General features: G+C 72.0%; 27 protein-coding genes. 16 read left to right on the top strand and 11 right to left on the bottom strand.

Annotation, left to right across the window (positions count from 1 at the left end):
• Positions 1–5: 5 nt before the first annotated feature.
• From ACIBH1_RS41305 to ACIBH1_RS41295, 3 genes are all read right to left on the bottom strand, one after another.
• Complete coding sequence (locus ACIBH1_RS41305) at positions 6–2,489, bottom strand: PEP/pyruvate-binding domain-containing protein (protein ID WP_397319527.1); 2,484 nt, start codon at positions 2,487–2,489, stop codon at positions 6–8.
• Positions 2,486–3,817: an MFS transporter gene (locus ACIBH1_RS41300; protein WP_397319526.1), complete on the bottom strand. Its 1,332-nt coding sequence runs from the start codon at positions 3,815–3,817 to the stop codon at positions 2,486–2,488. Before ACIBH1_RS41300 ends, ACIBH1_RS41305 begins: the two co-directional genes overlap by 4 nt.
• A 69-nt stretch (positions 3,818–3,886) precedes the next feature.
• On the bottom strand, positions 3,887–5,119 hold the full coding sequence (locus ACIBH1_RS41295; RefSeq protein WP_397319525.1) for an FAD-dependent oxidoreductase: 1,233 nt from the start codon (positions 5,117–5,119) through the stop codon (positions 3,887–3,889).
• Between the two features lie 57 nt (positions 5,120–5,176).
• Between ACIBH1_RS41295 and ACIBH1_RS41290 the strand changes: the two genes are divergently transcribed.
• Together ACIBH1_RS41290 and ACIBH1_RS41285 are read left to right on the top strand one after the other, a co-directional pair.
• Positions 5,177–6,040 carry a TetR family transcriptional regulator gene (locus ACIBH1_RS41290; RefSeq protein ID WP_397319524.1) on the top strand — a complete coding sequence of 288 codons (864 nt, stop codon included), beginning with the start codon at positions 5,177–5,179 and terminating at the stop codon, positions 6,038–6,040.
• Between the two features lie 75 nt (positions 6,041–6,115).
• A complete protein-coding gene (locus ACIBH1_RS41285; RefSeq protein WP_397319523.1) occupies positions 6,116–7,039 on the top strand; it encodes a MerR family transcriptional regulator in 924 nt (307 codons plus the stop codon).
• On the opposite strand, the gene ACIBH1_RS41280 is transcribed toward ACIBH1_RS41285, so the two are convergent.
• The 4 genes from ACIBH1_RS41280 to ACIBH1_RS41265 form a co-directional block, all read right to left on the bottom strand.
• Entirely contained in the window at positions 6,991–8,571 is a 1,581-nt protein-coding gene (locus ACIBH1_RS41280) for a beta-N-acetylhexosaminidase (protein ID WP_397319522.1), read from the bottom strand. The genes ACIBH1_RS41285 and ACIBH1_RS41280 overlap by 49 nt on opposite strands.
• Before the next feature lie 38 nt (positions 8,572–8,609).
• A complete protein-coding gene (locus ACIBH1_RS41275) occupies positions 8,610–9,125 on the bottom strand; it encodes a DinB family protein (RefSeq protein ID WP_397319521.1) in 516 nt (171 codons plus the stop codon).
• A gap of 72 nt (positions 9,126–9,197) precedes the next feature.
• The gene (locus tag ACIBH1_RS41270; RefSeq protein ID WP_397319520.1) at positions 9,198–9,635 is read right to left on the bottom strand and encodes an ATP-binding protein; all 438 of its coding nucleotides are present in this window, start codon (positions 9,633–9,635) and stop codon (positions 9,198–9,200) included.
• Complete coding sequence (locus ACIBH1_RS41265) at positions 9,632–10,492, bottom strand: MEDS domain-containing protein (protein ID WP_397319519.1); 861 nt, start codon at positions 10,490–10,492, stop codon at positions 9,632–9,634. Before ACIBH1_RS41265 ends, ACIBH1_RS41270 begins: the two co-directional genes overlap by 4 nt.
• A 108-nt stretch (positions 10,493–10,600) precedes the next feature.
• Between ACIBH1_RS41265 and ACIBH1_RS41260 the strand changes: the two genes are divergently transcribed.
• The 8 genes from ACIBH1_RS41260 to trpA all read left to right on the top strand — a co-directional run bounded on the left by ACIBH1_RS41260 (position 10,601) and on the right by trpA (position 15,886).
• Positions 10,601–10,945, top strand: coding sequence for an STAS domain-containing protein (locus ACIBH1_RS41260; protein WP_397319518.1), 345 nt, complete (start codon positions 10,601–10,603; stop codon positions 10,943–10,945).
• A 67-nt stretch (positions 10,946–11,012) separates the two neighbouring features.
• Positions 11,013–11,354, top strand: coding sequence for a phosphoribosyl-AMP cyclohydrolase (gene hisI, locus ACIBH1_RS41255; RefSeq protein WP_397319517.1), 342 nt, complete (start codon positions 11,013–11,015; stop codon positions 11,352–11,354).
• Positions 11,351–11,788 carry a Trp biosynthesis-associated membrane protein gene (locus tag ACIBH1_RS41250; protein WP_397319516.1) on the top strand — a complete coding sequence of 146 codons (438 nt, stop codon included), beginning with the start codon at positions 11,351–11,353 and terminating at the stop codon, positions 11,786–11,788. Before hisI ends, ACIBH1_RS41250 begins: the two co-directional genes overlap by 4 nt.
• 67 nt (positions 11,789–11,855) lie before the next feature.
• Positions 11,856–12,440, top strand: coding sequence for a DUF4190 domain-containing protein (locus ACIBH1_RS41245; RefSeq protein WP_397319515.1), 585 nt, complete (start codon positions 11,856–11,858; stop codon positions 12,438–12,440).
• A 9-nt stretch (positions 12,441–12,449) separates the two neighbouring features.
• On the top strand, positions 12,450–12,860 hold the full coding sequence (locus ACIBH1_RS41240; protein ID WP_397319514.1) for a DUF2752 domain-containing protein: 411 nt from the start codon (positions 12,450–12,452) through the stop codon (positions 12,858–12,860).
• Positions 12,861–12,981: 121 nt separating this feature from the next.
• Positions 12,982–13,836: an indole-3-glycerol phosphate synthase TrpC gene (trpC, locus tag ACIBH1_RS41235; protein ID WP_312894244.1), complete on the top strand. Its 855-nt coding sequence runs from the start codon at positions 12,982–12,984 to the stop codon at positions 13,834–13,836.
• A 44-nt stretch (positions 13,837–13,880) separates the two neighbouring features.
• The gene (gene trpB / locus ACIBH1_RS41230; protein WP_181608968.1) at positions 13,881–15,086 is read left to right on the top strand and encodes a tryptophan synthase subunit beta; all 1,206 of its coding nucleotides are present in this window, start codon (positions 13,881–13,883) and stop codon (positions 15,084–15,086) included.
• Positions 15,087–15,088: 2 nt separating this feature from the next.
• Positions 15,089–15,886, top strand: a complete 798-nt coding sequence (gene trpA / locus ACIBH1_RS41225) for a tryptophan synthase subunit alpha (protein WP_397319513.1) — start codon at positions 15,089–15,091, stop codon at positions 15,884–15,886.
• A 30-nt stretch (positions 15,887–15,916) separates the two neighbouring features.
• Here trpA and ACIBH1_RS41220 read toward each other — a convergent pair whose 3' ends face one another.
• From ACIBH1_RS41220 to ACIBH1_RS41210, 3 genes are read right to left on the bottom strand one after another with little or no spacing between them, the layout of a single operon-like run.
• Positions 15,917–16,213 (bottom strand): winged helix-turn-helix domain-containing protein, encoded by a 297-nt coding sequence (locus ACIBH1_RS41220; RefSeq protein ID WP_397319512.1) that lies wholly within the window; start codon positions 16,211–16,213, stop codon positions 15,917–15,919.
• On the bottom strand, positions 16,210–16,485 hold the full coding sequence (locus ACIBH1_RS41215) for a hypothetical protein (RefSeq protein WP_397319511.1): 276 nt from the start codon (positions 16,483–16,485) through the stop codon (positions 16,210–16,212). Before ACIBH1_RS41215 ends, ACIBH1_RS41220 begins: the two co-directional genes overlap by 4 nt.
• A gap of 25 nt (positions 16,486–16,510) precedes the next feature.
• Positions 16,511–18,196: a beta-galactosidase family protein gene (locus tag ACIBH1_RS41210; RefSeq protein WP_397319510.1), complete on the bottom strand. Its 1,686-nt coding sequence runs from the start codon at positions 18,194–18,196 to the stop codon at positions 16,511–16,513.
• Between the two features lie 65 nt (positions 18,197–18,261).
• On the opposite strand from ACIBH1_RS41210, the gene ACIBH1_RS41205 reads away from it, so the two are divergent.
• From ACIBH1_RS41205 to ACIBH1_RS41180, 6 genes are all read left to right on the top strand, one after another.
• Positions 18,262–19,056: an AraC family transcriptional regulator gene (locus ACIBH1_RS41205; RefSeq protein WP_397319509.1), complete on the top strand. Its 795-nt coding sequence runs from the start codon at positions 18,262–18,264 to the stop codon at positions 19,054–19,056.
• Positions 19,057–19,167: 111 nt separating this feature from the next.
• On the top strand, positions 19,168–19,647 hold the full coding sequence (locus ACIBH1_RS41200) for a MauE/DoxX family redox-associated membrane protein (RefSeq protein WP_397319508.1): 480 nt from the start codon (positions 19,168–19,170) through the stop codon (positions 19,645–19,647).
• Positions 19,647–20,399 (top strand): DsbA family protein, encoded by a 753-nt coding sequence (locus ACIBH1_RS41195; RefSeq protein ID WP_397319507.1) that lies wholly within the window; start codon positions 19,647–19,649, stop codon positions 20,397–20,399. The genes ACIBH1_RS41200 and ACIBH1_RS41195 overlap by 1 nt, the downstream gene beginning before the upstream one ends.
• Positions 20,400–20,425: 26 nt before the next feature.
• Complete coding sequence (lgt, locus tag ACIBH1_RS41190) at positions 20,426–21,556, top strand: prolipoprotein diacylglyceryl transferase (RefSeq protein ID WP_397319506.1); 1,131 nt, start codon at positions 20,426–20,428, stop codon at positions 21,554–21,556.
• 34 nt (positions 21,557–21,590) lie between these two features.
• On the top strand, positions 21,591–22,412 hold the full coding sequence (locus ACIBH1_RS41185) for a hypothetical protein (protein ID WP_397319505.1): 822 nt from the start codon (positions 21,591–21,593) through the stop codon (positions 22,410–22,412).
• Entirely contained in the window at positions 22,412–22,993 is a 582-nt protein-coding gene (locus tag ACIBH1_RS41180; protein ID WP_397319504.1) for a hypothetical protein, read from the top strand. The genes ACIBH1_RS41185 and ACIBH1_RS41180 overlap by 1 nt, the downstream gene beginning before the upstream one ends.
• On the opposite strand, the gene ACIBH1_RS41175 is transcribed toward ACIBH1_RS41180, so the two are convergent.
• Positions 22,990–23,493 carry a DUF1579 family protein gene (locus ACIBH1_RS41175; RefSeq protein WP_397319503.1) on the bottom strand — a complete coding sequence of 168 codons (504 nt, stop codon included), beginning with the start codon at positions 23,491–23,493 and terminating at the stop codon, positions 22,990–22,992. The genes ACIBH1_RS41180 and ACIBH1_RS41175 overlap by 4 nt on opposite strands.
• Positions 23,494–23,503 lie beyond the last annotated feature (10 nt).

Genomic DNA, 23,503 nt, shown 5'->3' with positions numbered 1-23,503 from the left:
CGATCCTACGCATCCGCGCCGCGGCGAGTGGCGGCCCGCGTGCCGGACTCCGCGGTTGGTCCCGCGGTTGGTCCCTCGGTTGGTCCCGCGGTGGGCCCCGGGGCGGGCTCTGAAGCGGGCTCTGAAGCGGGCTCTGAAGCGGGCTCTGAAGCGGGCTCTGAAGCGGGCTCCGGGACAGGTGCGGCGGTGACGTGTCCCGTGTCGCCGTCGACGGTCACCAGCTGGCCGTCGTGCAGGACGGTCGTGCCGTCGGCGCTGCCCATGATCGCGGGGATGCCGTACTCCCGCGCCACGATCGCCGCGTGCGAGGCCATCGAGCCCGCGTCCACCACGACGGCGGCCGCCCGCTGGAACAGCGGCGTCCACGACGGATTGGTGTACGGGCACACCAGCACGTCTCCGGGCTCCAGCTTGCCGAACTCCGACGGCTCCCTGATGACCTTGACCGGTCCGGTGGCCAGGCCGTTGCCGCCGGGCGTGCCCGACACGAGCGCGTCGCCGTGCTCGCGCGGCGGGAAGACGGAACGCGGGTCGATCAGCCGCACCCCGGCCAGCTCCTGACGCCTGGCCCGGCGGGCGACCATCGTCTCGCGCAGCCCGTCGCCGCCGCTCTCCAGCTCCTCCAGGCGCAGGTGGAAGACGTCGTCCGGCTCGTCGAGCACACCCTGCTGCGCCAGCCGCCGCCCGATCTCCAGCAGCGACCCGCGCAGCACGGGCAGGGGCAGGGTGAAGAAGAAGTGGCTGTCCTCGCGGAAGGCCACCCCCGCCTGCGCCGCCCTGACGAGCTTGGACGCCGCGGGCGCGTGGCGCTCGGGCCTGGGCGGCGAGGAGGCCAGCATCCGGACCGTGTCGAGGACCGTCTGCGGCTGCTCTCCCATCGTGGGCGGGGTGACCAGGATCGGGGAGGCGGTCTCGCGGTGGCCGTACTCCGCCAGGAACGCCCCGAAGGACGCGGCGAATTCCGGGAAGGCCGCGATGCTGTCGGGGGTGAGCGCGCCGGCGAGTCCGGGCGTCGCCCGCACCTGCTCGGCGAGGCGTTCGAGGGCCTCGTTGGCGTCGGTGGTGCGGGTGCGCGCGCCCGCGATCAGGTCGCCCAGCCGCCGCCTGCGACCGGTCAGGGTCAGGACGGCCAGCAGCCGGAGCAGCGCCAGCCCGGTGCCGGGCAGGTAGTCGATGCGCAGGCGGGTGACCGAGCCGACCAGGTCGAGCGCCTGGCGGGGGACCCGGATCAGCTCCTCCCAGGACATGGCCGCCAGGTCCTCGGCGGCCAGCGCCTCGCACGCCGCCGTGAACGCGGTGAAGCGCGGGTCCTGGCGCCAGCGGGCCGGATCGTGACGGCGGGCCTGGGCCACCAGCCGGAACGGCAGCGCCAGCATCCTGGGCGTGGGCCGCGGCGCGCGGGGGACGAGCCGGTCGACCACGCCGTCGACCTCGGGAAGGATGCCGGCGAAGACGCCCTTGAGCCCGTAGTGTTCGCCGATCTTCGACATCATGCCGACGGGGCCGTGGGGGATCCAGGTCGACATGTCGATGGGGTAGGGCCTGATCGGCAGGTAGTCGAGGAGGATCGAGCCCATCTTCCGCTCGACGGCGTTGAGCTTCAGGGGAGGCGGGGGCAGAGCGGTCATGGGGCGGGCCTGGACCAGGAAGACCGTGCCGTCGTGGTCGACGGCCCACTCAATGTCCTGCGGCCGGCCGTAGTGGGCGGCCACCGCGCGGCCCAGCCGTAGCAGCTCGGCGAGCTGCCCTTCGCCCAGCCGTACGGGCGTGCCGGCGGCGGTGTCGTGGACGACGCCGCCACCGGCGACGGCCCTGATGACCACTTCACGCCGGCCCGGCGTGAAGTCGACGACGCGGCCGCCGGGGTCGAGCACGTAGTGGTCGGGCGTGACCAGCCCGGAGACGACCGCCTCGCCCAGCCCGGCGCTGGAGTCGACGACCATGCGGTCGCGCGCCCCGGTCACCGGGTCGGCGGTGAACATCACCCCCGCGAGCTCCGCCTCGACCATCACCTGCACGACCACCGCGATGCGCACCTCGCCCTCCAGGCCGAGCTTGGCCCGGTAGGCGACGGCGCGGTCGGTCCAGAGCGATCCCCAGCAGCGTCGCACCGCGTCGACCACCGCGTCCTCGCCGGTCACGTTGAGGTAGGTGTCCTGCTGCCCGGCGAAGGCCGCGCCCGGCAAATCCTCCGCGGTGGCGCTCGACCTCACGGCCACGGGTCCCGCGCCCAGGTCACGGTAGGCGCCGGCAATGAGCTCGCGCAGCGGCGCGGGCACCTCGGCCCGCTCGAAGGCGGCGCGGATCGCCCCGGGCCCGGCCGTCAGGTCGACCGTCTGGGCGACCTGAGCGTAGGCGTCAGTCGTGACGACGAAACCGCCGGGCACGGGGAAGCCGTGGGACACCAGCTCGCCGAGGTTGGCGCCCTTTCCTCCCGCCCGGTCCAGGTCGTGCTTGCCGAAGGCGCTCAGGGGCGCGACGGGACTCATACCGTCTCCTTGACGTGGGCGGTCGTGCGCAACGGGCGCACGGGCAGGGCGAACGAGAGCAGGAAGGCGACGACGAGCAGCGGAGCCATGATCGCGAACACGCGCGGCACGGTCGTGGCCAGGTCGCCGCCGGTGACCACGGCTCCGGCGACGGCCACCCCCGCCGAGGCGCCGATCTGGCGCAGGAACGTCACCGAGGCGGTGGCCACGCCCAGGTCGTCGCGGGAGGCGCCGTTCTGCGTGATCAGCACCATGACCTGCATGACCAGGCCGACGCCGAGCCCGATGACCGGCATCGCCAGCACGAGTGCCACGGGTCCCGGGTCCAGGACGGCCAGCGCCGCAAGGCCCGCGGCGGCCAGGGCCGTCCCGGCGATGGGGTAGGGGCGGTAGCGTCCGGTCTTCGTGATCAGCCGCCCCGACAACACCGTGGTGACCAGCACCCCGGCCATCAGGGCGGTCACGATCAGCCCGCCTCCCGTCGCCGAGGCGCCCTCGGCGATCTGCAGGTAGGCGGGCAGGTAGGTCAGGGTGCCGAACAGGGCGAAGCCGATGAGGAAGCTGATGGCCACCGGCACGGCGAAGCCCCGGTCGCGGAACAGCCGCGGCGGCAGCACCGGGTCCTGCGCCCTGAGCGCGGTGACCGTCCAGAGGGCCGCGCCGGCCACGGCGACGGCGAGCCAGACCGGCTCGCGGGTCTGGCCGAGCATGACCACGCCGACGACCGCGACGGCCAGCGCGGCGGCTCCCGCGTAGTCGATGCGGGCGTGGTGCGACGGCCGGGGCAGGCGCAGCGTGAGCGCCAGCAGGACGAAGGCGGCCAGGCCCAGGGGCGGGTGGATGGCGAAGATCCACCGCCAGCTCGCCCGGTCGACGACCAGGCCGCCGATCAGGGGGCCCGCCACGATCGCGACCGCGTAGGCGGCGCCGATGAGGCCCAGGTAACGTCCGCGCTCGCGGGGGCTGACCAGCTCACCGATGATCGCCTGCGATCCGACCATCAGGCCGCCGCCGCCCAGGCCCTGGATCACGCGGAAGGCGATCAGCTGGGGCATGGTGGCGGCCAGGGCGCACAAGACGGCGCCGGTGACGAACAGGGCGATCGCCGCGAGCATGACCGGCTTGCGGCCGAGGGCGTCGCCCAGCTTGCCGTACAGGGGCATGGCCACCGTGGCGGTCACCAGGTAGGCCGTGACGACCGCGGGCATCTGCTCCAGGCCGCCCAGGTCGCGGGCGACGGCGGGGAGCGCGGGGGTCATCAGGGTCTGGTCGAGCGCGGCCAGCAGCATCGCGAGCAGGAGTCCGGGAAGGACCCGCGAGATCGACATGGCCGCCCCTTAGAGAACGCATCGTCTTCTAAGGAAGGTACTCGTTCACTGTTGGAAACGCAACGTTCACTATCTCCTCGCGAAATCGGGAGCGTGCTCCGGTCGCGGGCCGAAGGCGATGAGCCTGGGAAGGATGCCGCGCAGCGCCGGGAAGCGGCGCACCAGGAAGAACACCGCGGCGGGCGGGCCGGAGCGCCTGCCCTCGAAGGCGGCCTCGAAGATCACCCGGTGCAGCACCCTCTGCGCCCGCTGGATCACCGTCATCGGCCACCAGCGCCGCCGCTGGACCCGCGCCAGGTCCGCGACCGTCACCCGGCCGGACCTGAGCGGACCGGCCAGCAACCTGGCCGCCGCGGCCGCGTCCTGGACGGCCAGGTTGATGCCCATCCCTCCCGCGGGCGACATGGCGTGGGCGGCGTCGCCGATGCACAGCAGGCCGTCGCGGTACCAGCGCGGCAGTCGGTTGAGCCGGACGTCCAGCAGGTGCAGGTCGTCCATGTCGCGGATGTGGCCGACCCGGTCGGCCCACTGGGGCGCCAGGCCCGCCACGCGCTCGCGGAACCGTTCCACGCCCTCGGCCCGCAACCGCGCGTCGGAGCCCTTCCTGGTGAAGTAGGCGACCTGGTAGTAGGTCTCGCGGACCAGGCCCAGCAGGACCTCGTCGCCCCTGATGCGCGGGATCAGCCGGGCGATCTCCTCCTGCTCGTGCGCGTGGCGGGGGAGCCTGAACCACCAGGTGTCGAAAGGCACCGGATACTCCTTCGGCACCAGCGACGCGGCCCGGCGCAGCGTGGAGTGCCGGCCGTCGCAGGCCACCGTCAGCGTGGCGCGGATCTCGCCCTCCTCGCCGGCCGCCGTGCGGAAGGTCGCCCCGGCCACCCGGTCGCCCTCCCTGATCAGGCCGGTGACCTCGGTGTCGTGCCGGAGCGTGAAGCCCGGCTCCTTGCCCGCCGCGGTGGCCAGGAAGTCGAGCAGGTCCCACTGTGGCACCATCGCGATGTAGTCGTACGGCGGGCGCAGGGTCGCGAAGTCGCCCAGCACCACCGTGCCGCCGTCGGGCGCGGGGAGCTCGAAGTTGCCCAGGCGGCTCTGCGGCATGGCGCGGAAGCCCTCGCCCAGGCCCAGCTCGTCCATTAACCGGATGGTCGAGGCGTGCACGGTGTCGCCGCGGAAGTCGCGGTTGAAGTCGGCGTGCTTCTCCAGCACGGTCACCTCGACGCCGGCGCGGGCCAGCAGCAGGCCGAGCATCATCCCTGCGGGGCCGCCTCCGGCGATCAGCGTTGTCGTCGTCGTTGTCTCCATGAAACTGAGTAGACGTGGCATCTGGAACGATGTCAAGTATGTAGTAATGTCACTGTCATGGACGATCTCGTGACAGCGGCCCTCGCGGCCGCGCGGGAACGCGGGCAGGACGTGTCGCAGGTGCCGCTGACCGCCGTCGCCGCGGCGGCGGGCATCTCGCGCAGCACCCTGCTGCGCCGGCTGGGCGGCACCCGCACCGCCCTCGACGCGGCCCTGCGGGCGGCCGGGCACGACGCCGGAGCACGACTCCCGGTGCGCGAGCGCGCCGTCGAGGCGGCCGGGCGCCTGCTCGCCGAGCGAGGGCTCGGCGGGTTCACCCTGGAGGCGGTCGCCGCCGAGGCGGGGTGCTCGCTGCCCAGCCTGCACACCGTCTTCCAGGGACGCGACGGCCTGCTGGCCGCCCTGTTCGAGCGCTACAGCCCGCTGCCGGAGGTGGAAGCGCTGGCCGCCGACCCTCCGGCCACGCTGGAGGAGAAGATCAGGGGGCTCTACCGGGCGCTGCTGGCCGCCTTCGGCCGGGAGGTGCCGCTCATGCGCGCCCTCATGGCCGACCTGCTCGCCCGGCCCGACGGGCCCGCCGTCCGCGTCTTCGAGCTGGTGGCGCCGCGCATGCTGGCCGGAGTCGGCGCGCTCCTCGAGCCCGAGATCGCCGCCGGGCGCCTGCGGGCGATGCCGCTGCCGCTGCTCGTGCAGCAGCTGATCGGGCCCCTGCTGATGCACCTGCTGATGAGTCCGGCGCTGGCCAGGCCGGAGAGCGAGGTCAGGCGGGGGAGCGGGGCCAGGCCGGGGAGCGAGGTCAGGCGGGGGAGCGGGGCCAGGCCGGGGAGCGAGGCCAGGCCGCGCTGGACGTCGTCTCCGGACGGGATCGAGGAGACGTGCGAGATCTTCGCCGAGTCGTTCCTGCGGGCCACCAGGCCGTGAAGGTCACCCGCGTGTCCGAATGCGGCGATGAGACGATTTGCGCCTCCCCCAGGGGGAGCGGGCAGGGTGGTCGGCATGTACACCATCGGTGAGCTGGCCGGACGCACCGGGCTGACGGTCAAGGCCATCCGCTTCTACGCCGACCGCGGCATCGTCCCCGAGACCGGGCGCAACACGGCGGGACACCGCGTCTACGACGGCGACGCCGTGGCGCGGCTCGAACTCGTGCGCACGCTGCGGGCGCTGGGCGTCGACCTGGCGACGGTGCGCAAGGTCGTGGAGCGGGAGAGCACGCTCGCCGAGGTCGCCGACGCGCACGCCCGCGCGCTGGAGGTGCAGATCCGCACCCTCCGGTCGCGCCGCGCCGTGCTCACGGCGGTGGCCAGGCGCGGATCGAGCCCCGAGGAGATGGATCTCATGCACAGACTCGCGAGCCTGTCGGCCGCCGAACGCCGGCGGCTGGTCGACGACTTCACCGGCGAGGTGTTCGCCGCGCTGGGGGAGGGCGTCGTTCGGTCGGTGACGCCGGAACTGCCCGACGACCCCTCCGACGAGCAGGTGGTGGCGTGGGTGGAGCTGGCCGAGCTGACGCAGGACGACGGTTTCCGCGAGGCCGTGGCGCGTATGGCCGGGGGGTTCGTGGCCGAGCGGCCGGAAGGGCTGCGGCCCGACGTCGTGGCCGTGGCCGTCATGCGGGCGCGGCCGGAGCTCGACCCGGCCTCGCCCGAGGCCGGGGAGATCGTCGACGACCTCGTGCGATACCACGCTCGTGAACGAGGGGAGCCGGGCGACCCGGAACGGCTGGCGACCCGCCTGGCCGAGGCGAACGACCCGCGCTGGGCGCGCTACCGCGAACTGCTCGCCGTGATCAACGCGTGGGACCCGCCCCAGGTCCACGCCCCGGCGCTCGGCTGGACGCTCGCGGCGCTCCGCGCCTCAACGGGACCGGATCACCCGGCCCACTCGATCTCGCGCGAGCGGTGGAAGCCGATCCCCTGAGCCTCCCAGCGCGCCGCGTGGGGCGACAGCCGCGAGCGGAACCCGTCCCAGTCGCGGCTGTCCGCGCTCGACCAGCCGACCTCCGCCAGGGCGGGCAGCCGGGGGAAGGCCATGTGGTCCAGGTAGACCGACGGCTCCGGGTACTGCTCGTGCGAGGTCGGCAGGCTCGTGCTGTCCTGGTAGGCGCGGTCCGACCACAGCGGCGCCGCGACCCCGAGGATCTGCTCCTCCCGCAGCCCGAGCAGCTCGGTCGGCTCCCACGCGTAGGCCTTCTCCACCGGCACGAACCCGGCCCAGCGCAGGCCGTACGGCGTGTCGGCGGCGTACTTCATGTCCAGGTAGGCCCGGTCGGCGGGCGACAGGACGACCTTCGCCCCCTGCGCGAGGGCCTTGGCGACCAGGTCGGAGTCCTCGCCGTCGGGCGCCCAGTACTGCACCGCGCTGCCCGGCGGCAACGGGCCCTCGCCGATCTGGTGCCAGCCGATCACCCGCTTGCCGTTGGCGGTGACCGCCTCCCCTGCCGTCCGGATATAGGCGGCATAGTCGGCGGCCGTGGTCGAAGGCACCTCGTCGCCGCCGATGTGCAGGTAAGGACCGGGGAACAACGCCGACACCTCGTGGAACACCGTCGACACGAACCTGCCCACCGCCTCGGTGTTCTTCAGGCACAACACGCTCACCTTGACGTCGAAGCCCTGGTACGGCTCGCGGGCGCGCCCCGAGCAGTTCAGCTCCGGCACCGACGCCATCGCCGCGGCGGTGTGACCGGGACCGTCGATCTCGGGCACCACCGTCATGTAGCGCGCCGCGGCGTAGGCGACCACGTCGCGGATCTCCTGAGCGGTGTAGAACCACGGACCGCCGCGCCAGCCCGCCTGGGTGGAGGCGCCCACCCCGGTGAGCGCCGGATACCCCTCGACCGGCACCCGCCAGCCCTGGTCGTCGGTGAGGTGCCAGTGGAAAACGTTGATCTTGTACTGCGCGGCCTGGTCGATGAACCGTTTGACCTGCTCGACCGGGACGAACCTGCGCGCCACGTCGAGCATCACCGCCCGATAGGCGAACCGCGGGCGGTCGGAGACGTCGACCGCGGGCACGCTCACCTGGCCGCCCGGCCGCGCCGGAAGCAACTGCCGCAAGGTCTGCAGCCCGCGGAACAACCCCTCGGCGGTGTGCGCACGCAGGGTGATCCGGCCGTCGGCCTTCAGGAGGTAGCCCTCCCGGCCCAGCTCCGCCGGACCCAGGGCGTCGAGCGTGATCGCCGCCTCACCGGACTCACGCACCGGCAGCGGCAGCCCCGTGACCTCGCGCAACTGCCCGGCGAAGGCCTGGATCTCCTCCGGCTGGCCAGGACCGATCAGGATCACCGACCCGGCGTCGAGCCGTACGGCGGAGCCCTCCGGCCGGGTCACCGACGCGGGCTGCGGGACGAGCGCGAGACCCGGCGCGGCGGACGGGCGCTCCGGCGCCGAGGCGCACGCCGGGAGCGAGACGGCCAGCAGGAGCCCCACCAGGGCCAGACGCGGCGACACGGTGCACATGATCCCCGATCGCCAGGAGCCCGACAACGTCAGGCGTGGGCGGCGCGGTAGTGGAAGCGGCCCTGGCCGACCTCGGCGGCGTTCTTCATGAGCTCGACGTTCGCCCAGCCGATCACGTGGCCGAGCGGGTGCGGGAACCAGGCGACCTCCTCGCCGAGATCCGTCACCGTGTCGAGTGCCGCCGACCACTGGTCGTGCAGCGCCGTCAGCCAGGCGACCGTCGACGGCACGTCGCCCGGCCACATCACGGTCCGGACCTTGTCGTCCCAGGAGAAGGCCTGGCCGCGTGCCGTACCGAACGTGTGGTCGTAGGCGGAGCTCCACCACAGGCCGATGTGCCAGGTGACCCACGCGACCGACGGCGGCGGGCCGTCCTCGGGCTCCGGCATGATCCAGTCGCCCAGCCAGCCGCCTTCGCCGCGCCGTACGGTCCACGACTGCGGCGAGGGCTGCCACAGGGCCTCCTCCTCGGTCAGGCGGTCGAGGTGGTGGGTCAGCAGGGACCAGGAGACGTGGAGCTGCCAGCGCAGGGGTTCGAGAGTCACCGGGCGAAGGTAGGCGGCGGGCCGGGGGAGGCTCAACGGGTTTTCCGACTCATGAGAGAGAGCTCATGGGGCTCATGGGGTTCGTGCGGCGAAGCGCACGATCGTGCCGGCGGGGCCGGTCACGAAGCTGATCTGCGAGCACAGGCGGCGGATCAGCCAGATGCCGCGCCCGCCGCCGGAGAAACTCGTCGGCAACCGGTCGCGGTCGATCCACGCGGCGGGGATGCCAGGGCCCGCGTCGCTCACCTCGCACCACAGGCGGCCGTCCTGGCACCACAGGAGCAGCTCGCCCGAGCCGCCGCCGTGCAGGACGGCGTTGGTGACGATCTCGTTGACGGCCAGGACGAAGTCCTCCAGGGCCCGGCCCGACAGGCCCCACCCGGCCGCCTGCTCGCTCACCGCCTGGCGCACGGCGGTGATCCGGCCTCGCGAGAAGGACGCGGCGTATCGGGGTCCGTCGGAGCCCGGCTCACCCGGGGTGTCGCCGTCGGCCCGGCGATCGCCGGTCACGGGCCCGCCGGCCGCACCGACAGCCTGTCGACGTCGTCGGCCCTGATCAGCGACAGCAGCCGGGCCACCGCGGGCGAGCACAGGATCACCGTCTCGTCGTCGCGCAGCTCGGCGGTGCGGGCGAGCAGCCTGGCGCCCTCCGCGTCGAGGTAGCCGAGCGCGGTGGCGTCGATCGTGAGGGCACGCGCCATCGGCACGAGGGTGTCGAGCACCGAGGCCAGCGCGGCGATGTTGGTGCCGTCGATCTCGCCCGACAACGCCAGCCCGCCGGGCGTGCACGCGAACCGCAGCTCGGCCTCTCCCGGTGTGATCGGGTGCACGGCCGCGGCCTGGTCGACCGCCTCGCCGCTGAACCGGCGGCGGTCGTACTGGCACACCAGCGCCATCCAGCGCTCGGCGAACAGCGCGTTGCCGCGCGCCTCCACCTCCAGCGACCGGCCGGGATCGGCGCGCAGCCGCCAGGAGGCGTCGACGAGCACGCTCACGCCGCGCGCCCCGAGGCGTTCGGCCTGGCGGCCGAACGCCGCCAGGCACGTCAGCGCGATCTCGGGGTCGAACCGTCCCTGGCTGAAATGGCTCTCGTCGGCGGGCAGGATCGTGAGCCGCCCGCTCGCCTCCGCGGCCTCGACGTCGAACCACTCTCCCGCTCCGTCGTCGCCGGGCGGGACGAGATGGCGGCGCACCTGCTGCGGGGAGTCGGACTCGGTGACGAGCAGCACCAGCCGCCCTTCGCGCAACCCGTTGAGTGTGATGGCCCGCGCGGCGGCGATCCGCTCGCCGTCGGTGTCGAACGGCAAGCAGACGTGATCACCCAGCCGCGGGTTGAGCGCGGAACCGGTCGTGGGCGCGCCGAGCACAAGGGCGAGCGTATCGCAGCGGTCCGTCATGGCCAATGCACGGGCGGTGATGGACGTCCGGGTGTACGGTCAGGGCGGAAATATCGGCATCGCCTGGGAGTAGGGCCCATGAGCATGCTGGAGATGACGCAGCGGTGCGAGCGAGGGCACACCGTCGTCGCCCTGGAGGGCGAGGTCGACCTCGACAGCGTGGACCGGCTGAAGGAGCGGCTCGACGGCATCGTCGCGATCGACGGCCCGTGCCTGATCGTCGACCTGACAGGCGTGCGGTTCATCGACACGACCGGCCTGGGCATGTTCGTGCGTCTCCTCGACGGCCTGCGGCGGCGCGGAGGCAGCCTCGCGCTGGTGGCGCCCGGCGGGCAGCCGCTGCGGGCCTTCAGCCGGACCAATCTGGCCAGGCTCTTCCCCATCTACGACTCGGTCCCCGACGCGGTGGCCGGCGCCGGGTAGGACAGGCGGGAGATCGGCGGATCGGGGCGATCCCTGGACTGGCCCCCGGACCTGGTTGAATGGCCGCATGTCCCTCGACCCCGCGATCGCAGAGCGGCTCAAGCGCACCGCCGACGGGCTCGTGCCCGCCATCGTCCAGCAGTACGACACCGGCGAGGTGCTCATGCTCGCCTGGATGGACGACGAGGCGCTGCATCGCACGCTCACCACGGGCCGGGGCACCTACTGGTCGCGCAGCCGCCAGGCGTACTGGGCCAAGGGCGACACCTCGGGTCACGTGCAACACGTCAAGTCGGTGGCGCTCGACTGCGACGGCGACACCCTCCTGGTCAAGGTCGACCAGGTGGGCGCGGCCTGCCACACCGGCGACCGCACCTGCTTCGACGCCGGGCTGATCGAGCAGTCGTGAAGCGCGAGATGTGGCTCTGGCTGGGCGTGACGGCGCTCGGCTCCGCCGCCGCGCTGCTGGCGGCCGGCCGCGCGTGGGGCGCCGCCTCCGACCCGGCGGGCGCTCCCGCCCTGACGCCTCCCGCCCTGGCCGCGCTGGCGGGCGTGGTGGCGGTGCTGGCCGCCAAGGGCCTGGGCCGCAGGATCGTGGGCGGGCTCATCGCGCTGTGCGGGGTGATCATCGTGATCGCCTCCTGGGGGCCGTTCGGCACCGCGTGGCCGTATGTGGCCATCGGCGGCGGCCTGCTGGTCCTGCTCGGCGGGATCGCCACGGTCGTGCGCGGGGTGCGCTGGCAGGCCATGTCGGAGAGGTACGGCAGAGACCGGCCCAGGACCGAGGACGGCGACCGGTCCATGTGGGACGCCCTCGACAGGGGAGAGGATCCAACCTCGTGAGGTATCTCCTTGAGATGGCGGTTTGTCGGTAAACTGCGAGCCTCAAAAGCCAAGAGGAGTGCAGACGATGACCTACGGTCCCCAGGACGGAAGCGGCGGTTACGGCCAGCAGCCGCCGAGCGGTGGCGGCGGCGGTTACGGCCAGCAGCCCGGATACGGCCAGGGCGGCTACGGTCAGCAGCCCCCGAGCGGCAGTGGTGGTTACGGCCAGCCCGACTACGGCCAGCAGCAGCAGCCCGGCTATGGCCAGCAGCCCGGTTACGGCCAGCAGCCCCCGAGCGGCGGCGGCTACGGCTCGGGCCCCCAGCAGGGTTACGGCCAGCCCTACGGCGGCTACCAGCCCCCGTCCGGCGGTTACGGCCAGCCCGGCGGCTACGGCGCGCCCCCGCCCACCAAGACCAACGGCATGGCGATTGCCTCGCTGGTGTGCGGCCTGGTCGGCCTGGTGTTGTGCGGCGTCAGCTCGGTCGTCGGCATCATTCTTGGACACATGGCACTCAACCAGGTCAAGCGCACCGGCGAGGAGGGCAGGGGCATGGCGGTGGCCGGTCTGGTCACCTCCTACATCGTCGTCGGCCTCTGGCTGATCTTCGCGGTGATCTACTTCGTCGTCCTGGGCGCGGCGCTCTCGTCCTACTCCAGCTACAGCTAATCTGGGGCGATGACGGCGCTACAGGCATCGAGGGGCAGGGCGCTCCTGGCGCCGGCCGGTGTGGCCGCGGCCACGCTGGCCGGAGTGGTCTTCGTCGGGATGGTCGACCCCAACGAGCCCGGCCACTACCCCGTCTGCCCGTTCTACTGGGTGACGGGGCTGTACTGCCCCGGCTGCGGCACGCTGCGCGCCGTCCACGGCATGGCCACCTTCGACCTGGGCGCGGCGATGTCCATGAACCCCCTGCTGGTGGTCATGGTGCCGGTGCTGGTGGTGTGGTGGGCCCGCTGGATGACGGCCGCCTGGGGCGGCAGACGCCTGTCGTTGCCGCGTCCGGCCGTGATCTGGGGCTTCATCGGGGTGCTCGTGGTCTACTGGGTGGTGCGCAACCTGCCGTTCGGGGCCTTCCTGGCCCCGTAGCGTCCCGTAGCCGGGACCCGGCGGTCAGCCGAGCCCGGTGAGGCCGATACCATCGCAGCGAGGCGGGGATGTGATTTATCTCGCCCACCCCCACACAGTCGACCGGAGGGACCCCAAGCGCGTGAGTGAGCGGACAGAATCTTCCGCGGCGGGTGGCCTCGGCGTGCTCGAAGGCATCATGGCTGGCGTCCGCGAGGACCTTGCCGAGCGGCAGAAGACCACCTCCCTCGACGAACTCAAGGAGCGCGCAGGGCGGGCTCCCGCGCCACGCGACGTCATGGCGGCGCTCGGCGGCGCCCGCGTGTCGGTGATCGCCGAGGTCAAGCGCTCCAGCCCGTCCAAGGGCGCGCTGGCCGCCATCGCCGACCCCGCCGCGCTCGCCGCCGACTACGAGGCGGGCGGCGCCCACGTCATCAGCGTGCTCACCGAGGAGCGCCGCTTCGGCGGCAGCCTGGCCGACCTGGCCGCGGTGCGCGCCCGGGTCGACATCCCGATCCTGCGCAAGGACTTCATCGTCACCTCCTACCAGCTGTGGGAGGCGCGGGCGCACGGCGCCGACCTGGCCCTGCTCATGGTGGTCCTGCTGGAGCAGGAGGCCCTGGTGTCGCTGATCGAGCGGGCCGAGTCCATCGGGCTGGTGCCGCTGGTCGAGGTGCACACCGAGGAGGAGCTGGAGCGGGCGCTGGCCGCCGGGGCCAAGGTCATCGGCATCAACGCGCGCAACCTCAAGACGCTCGAGGTCGACCGCGACGTCTTCAGCAAGATCGCGCCGAAGATCCCCGACGGCGTGATCAGGATCGCCGAGTCCGGCGTGCGCGGCCCGCACGACCTGCTCGCCTACGCCCGCGCCGGTGCCGACGCCGTCCTGGTCGGCGAGAGCCTGGTGACCGGCAAAGACCCACGCAAGGCCGTGGAGGCGCTGGTGACGGCCGGCGCCCACCCCGCCACGCGTCCCGACCACGGATCAGAGGGATAGAGACAGCAGTGGCACACGACGGCACCATCCTCACCGCAGCGGATCTGGCGGGCAACGGCACCTACGGCAACGACCCCGACCTGCGGGGCAAGTTCGGCATCTTCGGTGGCCGTTACGTTCCCGAGGCGCTCATCCCGGCCCTCGACGAGGTCGCCCAGACCTACGAGAAGGCCAAGAACGACGCGAGCTTCATCCGCGAGTTCGACCACCTGCTGCGCACCTACGCGGGCCGTCCGACCACGCTGACCGACGTGCCGCGCTTCAGCGAGGAGGCCGGGGGCGCCCGCGTCATCCTCAAGCGCGAAGACCTCACCCACACCGGCGCGCACAAGATCAACAACGTGCTGGGCCAGGCGCTGCTGACCAAGCGGCTGGGCAAGAAGCGGGTCATCGCCGAGACCGGCGCGGGCCAGCACGGCGTCGCCACCGCCACCGCCGCCGCCCTCATGGGCCTGGAGTGCGTCATCTACATGGGCGCCGTCGACTGCGAGCGCCAGGCGCTCAACGTCGCCCGCATGAAGCTGCTCGGCGCCACCGTCGTGCCCGTCCACAACGGCAGCAAGACGCTGAAGGACGCCATCAACGAGGCCTTCCGCGACTGGGTGACCAACGTCGACTCCACCCACTACCTGTTCGGCACCGTCGCCGGGCCCCACCCCTTCCCCGAGATCGTGCGCGACTTCGCCCGCATCATCGGCGTCGAGGCCCGCCGCCAGATGCTGGAGCTGACCGGCCAGCTGCCCACCGCGGTCTGCGCGGCAGTCGGCGGCGGCAGCAACGCCATCGGCATCTTCCACGCCTTCATCGGCGACCGCGACGTGCAGATCCACGGCTACGAAGCCGCCGGGCGCGGCCTGGAGTCGGGCGAGCACGCCCTGACCCTGACCGCCGGCAGCGTCGGCGTCCTGCACGGCTCGCGCACCTACGTGCTGCAGGACGACGAGGGCCAGACCATCGAGTCGCACTCGATCTCGGCCGGCCTCGACTACCCCGGCGTCGGACCCGAGCACGCCTGGCTGAAGGACTCCGGCCGCGCCACCTACCACGGCGTCACCGACGACGAGGCGATGGCCGCCTTCTCGCTCCTGGCGCGCACCGAGGGCATCATCCCCGCCATCGAGTCGTCCCACGCCCTGGCGGGCGCGCTCAAGCTCGGCCAGGAGCTCGGCCCGGAGGCGACGATCCTGGTGAACCTCTCCGGTCGCGGTGACAAGGACATGGGCACCGCCATGAAGTACTTTGGACTGTGATCATGACGACTCTCCAGGACGTTTTCGCCAAGGCGAAGGCCGAGAACCGCGCGGCACTGATCGGCTACCTCCCGGCCGGCTTCCCGACCAAGGAGGGCGCGGTCAAGGCCGCCGCCGCCATGGTCGAGGCGGGCTGCGACGTCATCGAGATCGGCCTGCCGTACTCTGACCCGCTGATGGACGGCCCGACCATCCAGGACGCCGTGCACGTGGCGCTGAGCCAGGGCACCCGCATCGCCGACGTGATGCGCACCGTCGAGGGCGTCGCCGCCACCGGCGCGGCCACGCTGGTCATGACTTACTGGAACCCGATCGACCGCTACGGCGCCGACCGGTTCGCCCGTGACCTGGCCTCCGCCGGCGGCACCGGCACGATCACGCCCGACCTGACCCCCGAGGAGGCCGAGCCGTGGCGGGTCGCCTCGGCCGAGGCCGGCATCGACACGGTCTTCCTGGTCGCGCCCAGCTCCACGCCCGACCGCATCAAGGCGGTCGTCGACTGCTGCACCGGCTTCGTCTACGCCGCCTCGCTGATGGGCATCACCGGCGCGCGTGACTCGGTCAACGCCGCCGCCGAGGGCCTGGTCGCGCGCACCCGCGCCCACACCGACCTGCCGGTCTGCGTGGGCCTGGGCATCGGCACCGGCCGCCAGGCCGCCGAGGTGGCCTCCTACGCCGACGGCGTCATCGTCGGCTCCGCCTTCATCCGCCTGCTCCTCGACGCGCCCGACGAGGCGTCCGGCCTGGCCGCCGTGCGCAAGCTGGCCGAAGAGCTGGCCGAGGGCGTGCGGCAGCGCTGAAACGTGAGTTTCAACTGACCGCCGGGTCCGTCAGGACCCGGCGGTCAGTTGTTTCAGGATGTCGAGATAGTCCCGGTAGGCCTTCGCGCCGGCATCGGTGAGCGACAGCCAGGTGCGGGGCTTCTTGCCCTCGAAGGCTTTCTCGATGCGCACGTAACCCGCCTGCTCGAGGGTCAGCAGGTGCTTCGACAGCAGTGAGTCGCTGACCTCGATCGTGTCGCGCAGGAACCGGAAGTCGGCCAGGTCGGTGGCGGCCAGCGCGGCCATGATCGACAGCCGGACGGGGGCGTGGATGACCTCGTCGAGCTGGTGACGCGGATGGCTCACCGCGCTGCTCGCAGAATGCGCCAGCCGCCGTAGACCGCCGGGAGTCCAGTGAGTACGGCCAGCGCGACCAGCAGCCAGGACGTCAGCGGGTCTTCGCGGAACACGAAGGTGGCGAAGGCGAACGTCGCCACGGTCCCGGCCGGCCAGTAGACCATGGTCGCCACACCAACGCCGAGGAAGACCCACCCGGCGGTTCTGACCGGGCGCCGGGTCTTGCGGCCCACATCGCCGGCGTGCTGCAGGGCGTCCTGAGGGCTTAACTCGTTCTCCATAACTTGAACGGTAGCAAGCACTCAACTACTGTTCAAGTTTAACCTCCAGCGGCCCCACCTGGTCGAGCTCCAGCACCACGATCTCGTTGGCCCCCTCACGCAGCAGGGGAGCGGGCACGTACAGGCGACGCTGCGGCCCGCGCTCCCAGTATCGTCCCAGGCAGAAACCGTTCACCCAGACGTACCCCTTGCCCCATCCGGGCAGCTCCACGAAGGTGTCGCCCGGCTCGGCGACCTCGAACTCGCCCCGGAAGAAGCGGCGCGGTTCGGCCACGACCTCGCCGAACCCGCCGGGCACGGTCAGCGGGTAGGCCGTCACCTCCCAGTCGTGCAGGAACTGCTGGTGGTGGCGCACCCCGCGCAGGATGCCCTTGCGCTCGCCCAGGTGCGGACCGAAGTTGGTGCGCCCCATGGACTCCACCAGCAACTCGATCTCGGCCGGTCCCGGGATCTCCAGCGTGTCGTCGGCGTCGCGGGAGAACACCGCGCGCAGCTCGCCGTCGACGAACACGTGCGCCCGGTCGTGCAGGCCGTCGACGACCAGCTTGTACGGCTCGCGCGGCCCGGGGACGCGGGTGCGGTAGGAGACCAGGCCGTGCTCCAGCCCGAGCTCCTCGAAGGTGGGCGGGAACGGGCTGGCCGAGCGGATGCCGGTGCCCGCGTCGGAGAGCCGTACGGACCCGGTCAGGGCGACGGCCGACGGCGGGAGAGCGGCGGGCGCCTGCGGCACCTCGGGCACGTCGGGGTTGTAGCGGCGCAGGATGTCGCGGAAGAGCCAGAACTTCTCGGTCGGCGCGCCGTTCTCGGCGATGGGCGCGTCGTAGTCGTAGGAGCTGACCGTGGCGTGGTAGGCCTCGTGCCGGTTGGCGCCCGACCAGGAGCCGAAGCTGGTGCCGCCGTGGGCCATGTAGATGTTGACCGAGGCTCCCATCGCCAGCATGCGCTCCAGCGAGTCGGCCGCGTCGGCCGGTTCGCGCGTGATGTGCTCGCCGGCCCAGTGGTCGAACCAGCCGCACCAGAACTCCATGCAGAACAGGGGTTCGCCGGGCCGGTGCCGCTTGAGCGTCTCGAAGGCGCGCTCGGGCTCGGAGCCGAAGTTGACGGTCGCCAGCAGTCCGGGCACGGTCCCGCCGGTCAGCCACCAGTCGCCCGGACCGTCGGAGGTGAACAGCGGCACCTCGATGCCGTGCGCGATCAGCTCGTCGGCCAGGTGGCGCAGGTAGGCCTGGTCGGTGCCGTACGAGCCGTACTCGTTCTCCACCTGGACCATGATCACGTTGCCGCCGCGGGTGATCTGCCGCTCGGCCACCGAGGGGATCAGCTCGGCGAAGAAGCGGTCCACGTAGCGCAGGTAGCCGGGATCGGAGGTGCGCAGCCGCACGTCCGTCAGCCACCAGGGCAGGCCGCCGTTCTCCCACTCGGCGCAGATGTAGGGCCCAGGACGCACGATGGCCAGCAGACCCTCGTCGGCCGCCGCGTCGAGGAAGGCCCCCAGCAGTTCCAGGTCGCGGAACTCGCCGGGCCGGGGCTCGTGCAGGTTCCACGGCACGTAGGTCTCGACGGTGTTGAGCCCCATCGCGTGCAGCATGCGCAGCCGGTGGGCCCACTGGGAGGGGTGGACGCGGAAATAGTGCAGCGCGCCTGACAGGACGCGGAAGTCCTGGCCGTCGAGCTTGAACGACTCGCCATCGATAACGAAATTTCGGGACATGGATAGAATTTCGCAGGTCAGCGAGGCCGTGGTCGATGGACAAATCTGGATGGGGTGTTGGACTGATGTATCACCATTGGTCGCGCTACCTCACTCCCGACCCGCTCCACCTCGACCTGGGACTGGCCTGCCTCGGCGTCGGCCACCAGGAGGGCCGCCTGCCCGTCGTCGGTCCGCGCATCCTGCCGCACCACGTCGCCGTCCTGGTCACCGCGGGCTCCGGCTGGTTCGGTCAGGTCCCGGTGCAAGCCCCGGCCGTGTTGTGGCTGACACCGGGCGTCGCCCACCACTACGGCCCGCACGAGGAGTGGACCGAGTGGTTCGTCGACTTCGCGGGCCCCGCCGCCGCGGCCTACGCCGAACTGGGCTTCATCGGCACCGGCGTGCAACCCCTGGAGACGGCCGACCCGGTGGCGCACGAGATCGGCCGCGTCGCGCGGGTCTGCCGGGAAGAGGGACCCTACGCCCAGGTCGAGGCCTCCTCTCTGGTGCACGGCGTGCTCATGGCCATCAGGCGCAGCCGTACGGCGGAGCATGCCGACCCCCTGCTGCAGGCGCTGGCCAGGGACGCCTGCCTGCCCATCCCGGTGACCGAGCACGCCAGGCGCCTGGGCGTGCCCCTGTCGGAGCTGCGCCACATCGTCAAGCGGCTGACCGGCTCCAGCCCGAAGGACTACCTGCTGGCCATCAGGCTCAACCGCGCCAAGGACCTGCTGGCCGCCTCCGACCTGCCCGTCGCGGCGGTCGCGCGGCGGGCGGGATACGACGATCCCGCCTACTTCACCCGGATCTTTACCCGCCGGGTCGGCATGCCGCCCAGTGAGTTCCGCGCCCAGCAATACCGTGGTCACACCGCTTAGCCGAGGCTTATTCACGGCATGGTCGGATGGTTCCGGGTACTGTGCGGATCCCCAAGCCCGCTCACATAGGAGTCGATCGTGTTCGCGTCGCAACCGTCACGCAGAGGTGCAGTGGCGCTACCCTGGGTCACGACCGTTGCCCGGCTGATCCTGGGCGGCGTGCTCATCGCCGCCGGGGTGCCGAAGTTCCTCGACCCGATCCAGTCCGTGACCGCGGTCAAGGCCTACCAGCTCCTGCCGGAGTCGGTCGCGACCACGGTGGGGCACCTGCTGCCGATCGCTGAGATCATTCTGGGGATCCTGCTGGTGGTGGGCCTGCTCACCCGGATCAGTGCGGTGCTCGGCGGGCTGCTGATGCTGGCGTTCGTCTTCGGCATCGCCTGGGCCTGGGCCAACGGTCTGAAGATCGACTGTGGATGTTTCGGCGGTGGCGGGCAACTGGCGGCGGGCCAGGAGCCGACCTACCTGCTCGACATCGTGCGCGACTTCGGATTGGTGGTCTGCGCGGCCTGGATCGTGCTGTTCGCGCCGGGGCGCCTGGCGCTGGACACCAAGCTGGGTCTCGGCAAGAGCGAGAGGGAGAACGACTGATGGGCAAGGCTGACCGCGAGAAGTCGGCGCGCGACCGGATCAAGCAGCAGCAGGCCGAGGAGCGCGCCCGCGAGAAGCGCAAGAAGATCGTCACGTACGTGACGGCCGGCGTGGTGGCGCTCGCGGCCGTCGGGGCGGGCTACTGGTTCAACGCCAGCCGCACCCAGACCGAGGAGGCCGCCGCGGCGGCGCTGGCGCCGATCACCGTGGCCGCCGACGGCACCATCGTGATGGCCAAGGAGGGCGTCGAGAAGCCCGTGCTCGACGTCTTCGAAGACTTCCAGTGCCCGGCGTGCCGCGAGTTCGAGTCGGTCTCCGGCCAGACCTTCAAGAACCTCGCCTACGAGGGCAAGGCCAAGGTCGTCTACCACCCGCTGACGATCTTCAGCATGGAGCCGACGAAGGGCAACTCCGAGCGCGCGGGCGCCGCCGCCATGTGCATCCCCGGCGGCAGCCAGTGGATGGCCTTCCACGACAAGCTCTTCGAGGAGCAGCCGCCGGAGACCGTCGAGGGCTTCAAGGTCGACGACATGGTCAGCTGGGGCGAGGAGGTCGGCGTCACGACGCCGGGCTTCGCCGACTGCGTGCGCAACCAGAGCAAGCTCTCCGCGCACGTCGCCTTCTCCGACGCCCAGCTGGAGGCCGCCAAGATCCAGGGCACGCCCACCATCAAGCTCAACGGCACCCAGCTCGAGGGCAACCAGCTGACCCCTGACGGGCTTCGCCAGGCGGTTCAGGATGCGGCCAAGTAGCCCAGGGTCCGCTACCCTCACGTGACATGCCCCTAGCATCGATTCCCAGCCCCTCCCAGGCGGTCTGGTTCCTCGGCCCGATCCCCCTCAGGGCCTATGCGCTGTGCATCGTGCTCGGCGTCATCGTCGCCGTCTGGCTGGGCGAGCGCCGCTGGCGCGCCCGCGGCGGCGCGCCGGGCACGATCGTGGACATCGCCGTGCCCGCCGTCGTGTGGGGCCTGATCGGTGGCCGCCTCTACCACGTGATCACCGACTGGCAGATCTACTTCGGTAGCAAGGCGGTCAAGGAGCCCTACGAGGCCCTGTTCATCTGGGAAGGCGGCCTGGGCATCTGGGGCGCGATCGCGCTCGGCGGCTTCGGCGTGTGGCTGGCCTGCCGCAGGCGCGGCCTGTCGCTCAGCGCGGTGGCCGACACCCTCGCCCCCGGCATCGCCTTCGCCCAGGCGATCGGACGCTGGGGCAACTGGTTCAACCAGGAGCTGTTCGGGGGGCCGACCGACCTGCCATGGGGCCTGGAGATCGAGCCGGGACGTCCCGGCACCGTCGAGGGCTACACCGGGCTCTACCACCCGACCTTCCTGTACGAATCGTTGTGGAACGTCGGGCTGGGCTTCCTGCTGCTGTGGGCGGGCAAACGGTTCGCGCTGCGCCACGGGCGCCTGTTCGCGCTCTACGTGGCGGGCTACACGCTGGGCCGCTTCTGGATCGAGGGGCTGCGCACCGACCCGGTCGGCGGCGTCAACCAGGCGGTCGAGTTCTTCGGGCTGCGCATCAACCAGTACACGGCGCTGGTGCTGTTCGTGGGGGCGCTGGTCTACTTCTTCATGACGCGCGACAAGACCACGCCGGAGATCGTCAACACCGACGGCGGCAAGGGCGAGGGCGTCCCCGTCGTCGTGGGGGCGCCACCGGCGGAGGAGTCGGCGGAGGGCACGGCGGAAACCGCGCGCGCCGAGACGGCGACGTCGGAGACAGAACCACCCCAGCCGGCAGCCTCCGAGCCCACGGCCTCTGAGCCCTCGGCCTCCGAGCCGACGGTGTCGGAGCCCGTGGCGCCGAAGGTCGGTGACGCGGCGAGCGAGAGCGCCTCCGCCGAGACCGGTGACTCCACTTCCAAGGACAAGGAGGAGAAGCCGGGGGAGAATCCGGCTTCATGACGGACCTCGACCGTCGGACCGGGGCAGGCGCGCCGTGAGAACCTCCGCCCCTCCGCGCAAACGCCGCCGCCCGCCCAAGTCCGACTGGCAGTTCCCCGGCCTCACCGGCATGGGGCTCAAGCCCCAGCAGCAGCGCCTCCTGGTGATCATCGGCTGCGTGGCGGCCGTCCTGCTGGCCGCCACCGGCATGGTCGCCCTGCTCACCAACCTGGGCAGCGGGGCGACCGCCCCGCCGCTCCCGGCCGGTGACGATCCGCCGCCTGGCCAGGCCAGGCCCGCCGAGTTCCAGGGCTGGGTCTCGCCCAAGCTGTTCGCGCCCATCGCCGACCGCGGCCAGGACGCCAAGCCGCTGACGGCCAAGGAGCTGTTCGGCGTCAAGACCCTGGCGGTCACCAAGAAAGTGTCGCTCAAGCTGGCCGCCCAGGACCTGACGCCGTCGTGCGCCACGGTCACGTGGGGGCGCGAGCTGATCGACCAGGTGTCGGCCGCGGGCTGCTCCCAGGCGGCGCGCGGGCTCTACGTCAGCTCCGACCAGCGCTACATCGCGCAGTACACCGTGCTCAACCTGCGCGACGTACAGGCCGCCGACGAGCTGGTGCGGTCGCTCAAGACGCTCTACCTCGGCGGTTGGGTCCAGCCTCTGCCGTACGACAAGGTGCCCTTCCCCTCCCACGGCCACACCGAGGGGGCGGCCTACGCGCTGGGACACTACGTCGGCCTGGTGTGGCTGGCGCGCACCGACGGCGCCGAGCGCGGCGCCAAGGACGACTTCTCGGCGCTGGGGCTGGCATTGCGCGCGGTGGAGAAGCCGCTCTACCGCCGGATCGTCGCGATCACCGGACCGGGGACCTCCTGATGCGCACCAAGATCATCGCCACCCTGGTGGTGGCCGTCGCCGCCGCGGGGGCGGGCGCGTTCTGGCTGGCCGGGCGCGACTCGGCCGTCAGGCCCGCGTGGTTCAGGGGCGAGGCAAGCTCGGCGCTGTACTCACCGATCGACACGCGGCAGGCCGACGGCTCGCCGCTGACGGTGGCCGAGCTGTTCCCCGTGGCGACCGTGGGCGGCCTGGCCCGCGGTGCGACCACGGAGTTCGCCGACTGCGCCGAGGTGCTCGACGGGGTCGAGGCCGCCGGCTGCACGCAGGCGTTGCGCGCCGTCTACGCGGGCGGGCCGGTCGCCGGGCAGTTCGTGGTCTTCAACCTCGCCGACTCGGCCGCCGCCGACGCTCTGGTGGCCGCGCTGGGCAAGCAGGGTTTCGTACGGCAGGCGATCGCCTTCGAGGCCGCCCGGAGTCGTGCCCAAGCACGCGCCCTGGGCCATTACGTGACGGTGAGCTGGGTGGGGCCGGTCTCGGGCGCGGCCGACGTCTCGGAGGCGCACGTGGCGCTCGACGGGGTGAGCAAGGCTTTGCTGCCCCGCGTCGTGGCCGCGGGCTAGAGACTGGTTGCCCACCTCGATCTAGCGGGTGGGGGGCGGGAAGTCCTCGTGAAGCTCATGTCCATCCAGTGCCGCCAGTGTGAGCCGTCGTCGGTGCGCTCCCACTCGGCCGCCATGGAGTCGCCGTCTTCGGCGATGACCAGCGTCGCCCGCTCCGAGTCGCCGGCGAACGTCCAGACACCCTCGTCGTCGACGCTCGCTCGCATGGTGACGAAGGCGCCGTGGTTGTCGAAGGAGCGCATGGGGTAGGTGCGGCTCGCTGGATCGTAGGGCCCGATCATCTCGATGACCTCGACATGCTCCTCGTTCATGCGCACGTCCACACGATGGATGAGGAAGTGTTCGCCCGCGAGCCACTCGTAGGTGTCCGACCCGGCGATGCGGATCGCCGGGCCGGTCGCGGTGGCCGCTGTGCGCCCCTGGGATCGCCACTGGCCGACAAGGGCGTTCAGGCGCCGGTTCTCCGGTCGCGGGGCAGGGGTGGTGCCGTCTCCTGGCATGGCGGGTCCT

It is taken from the genome of Nonomuraea sp. NPDC050663 (assembly GCF_044456985.1).
GTDB lineage: Bacteria > Actinomycetota > Actinomycetes > Streptosporangiales > Streptosporangiaceae > Nonomuraea.
Note: the sequence above shows the minus strand (reverse complement) of the source record. Positions and strands in the feature narration are given on the sequence as shown.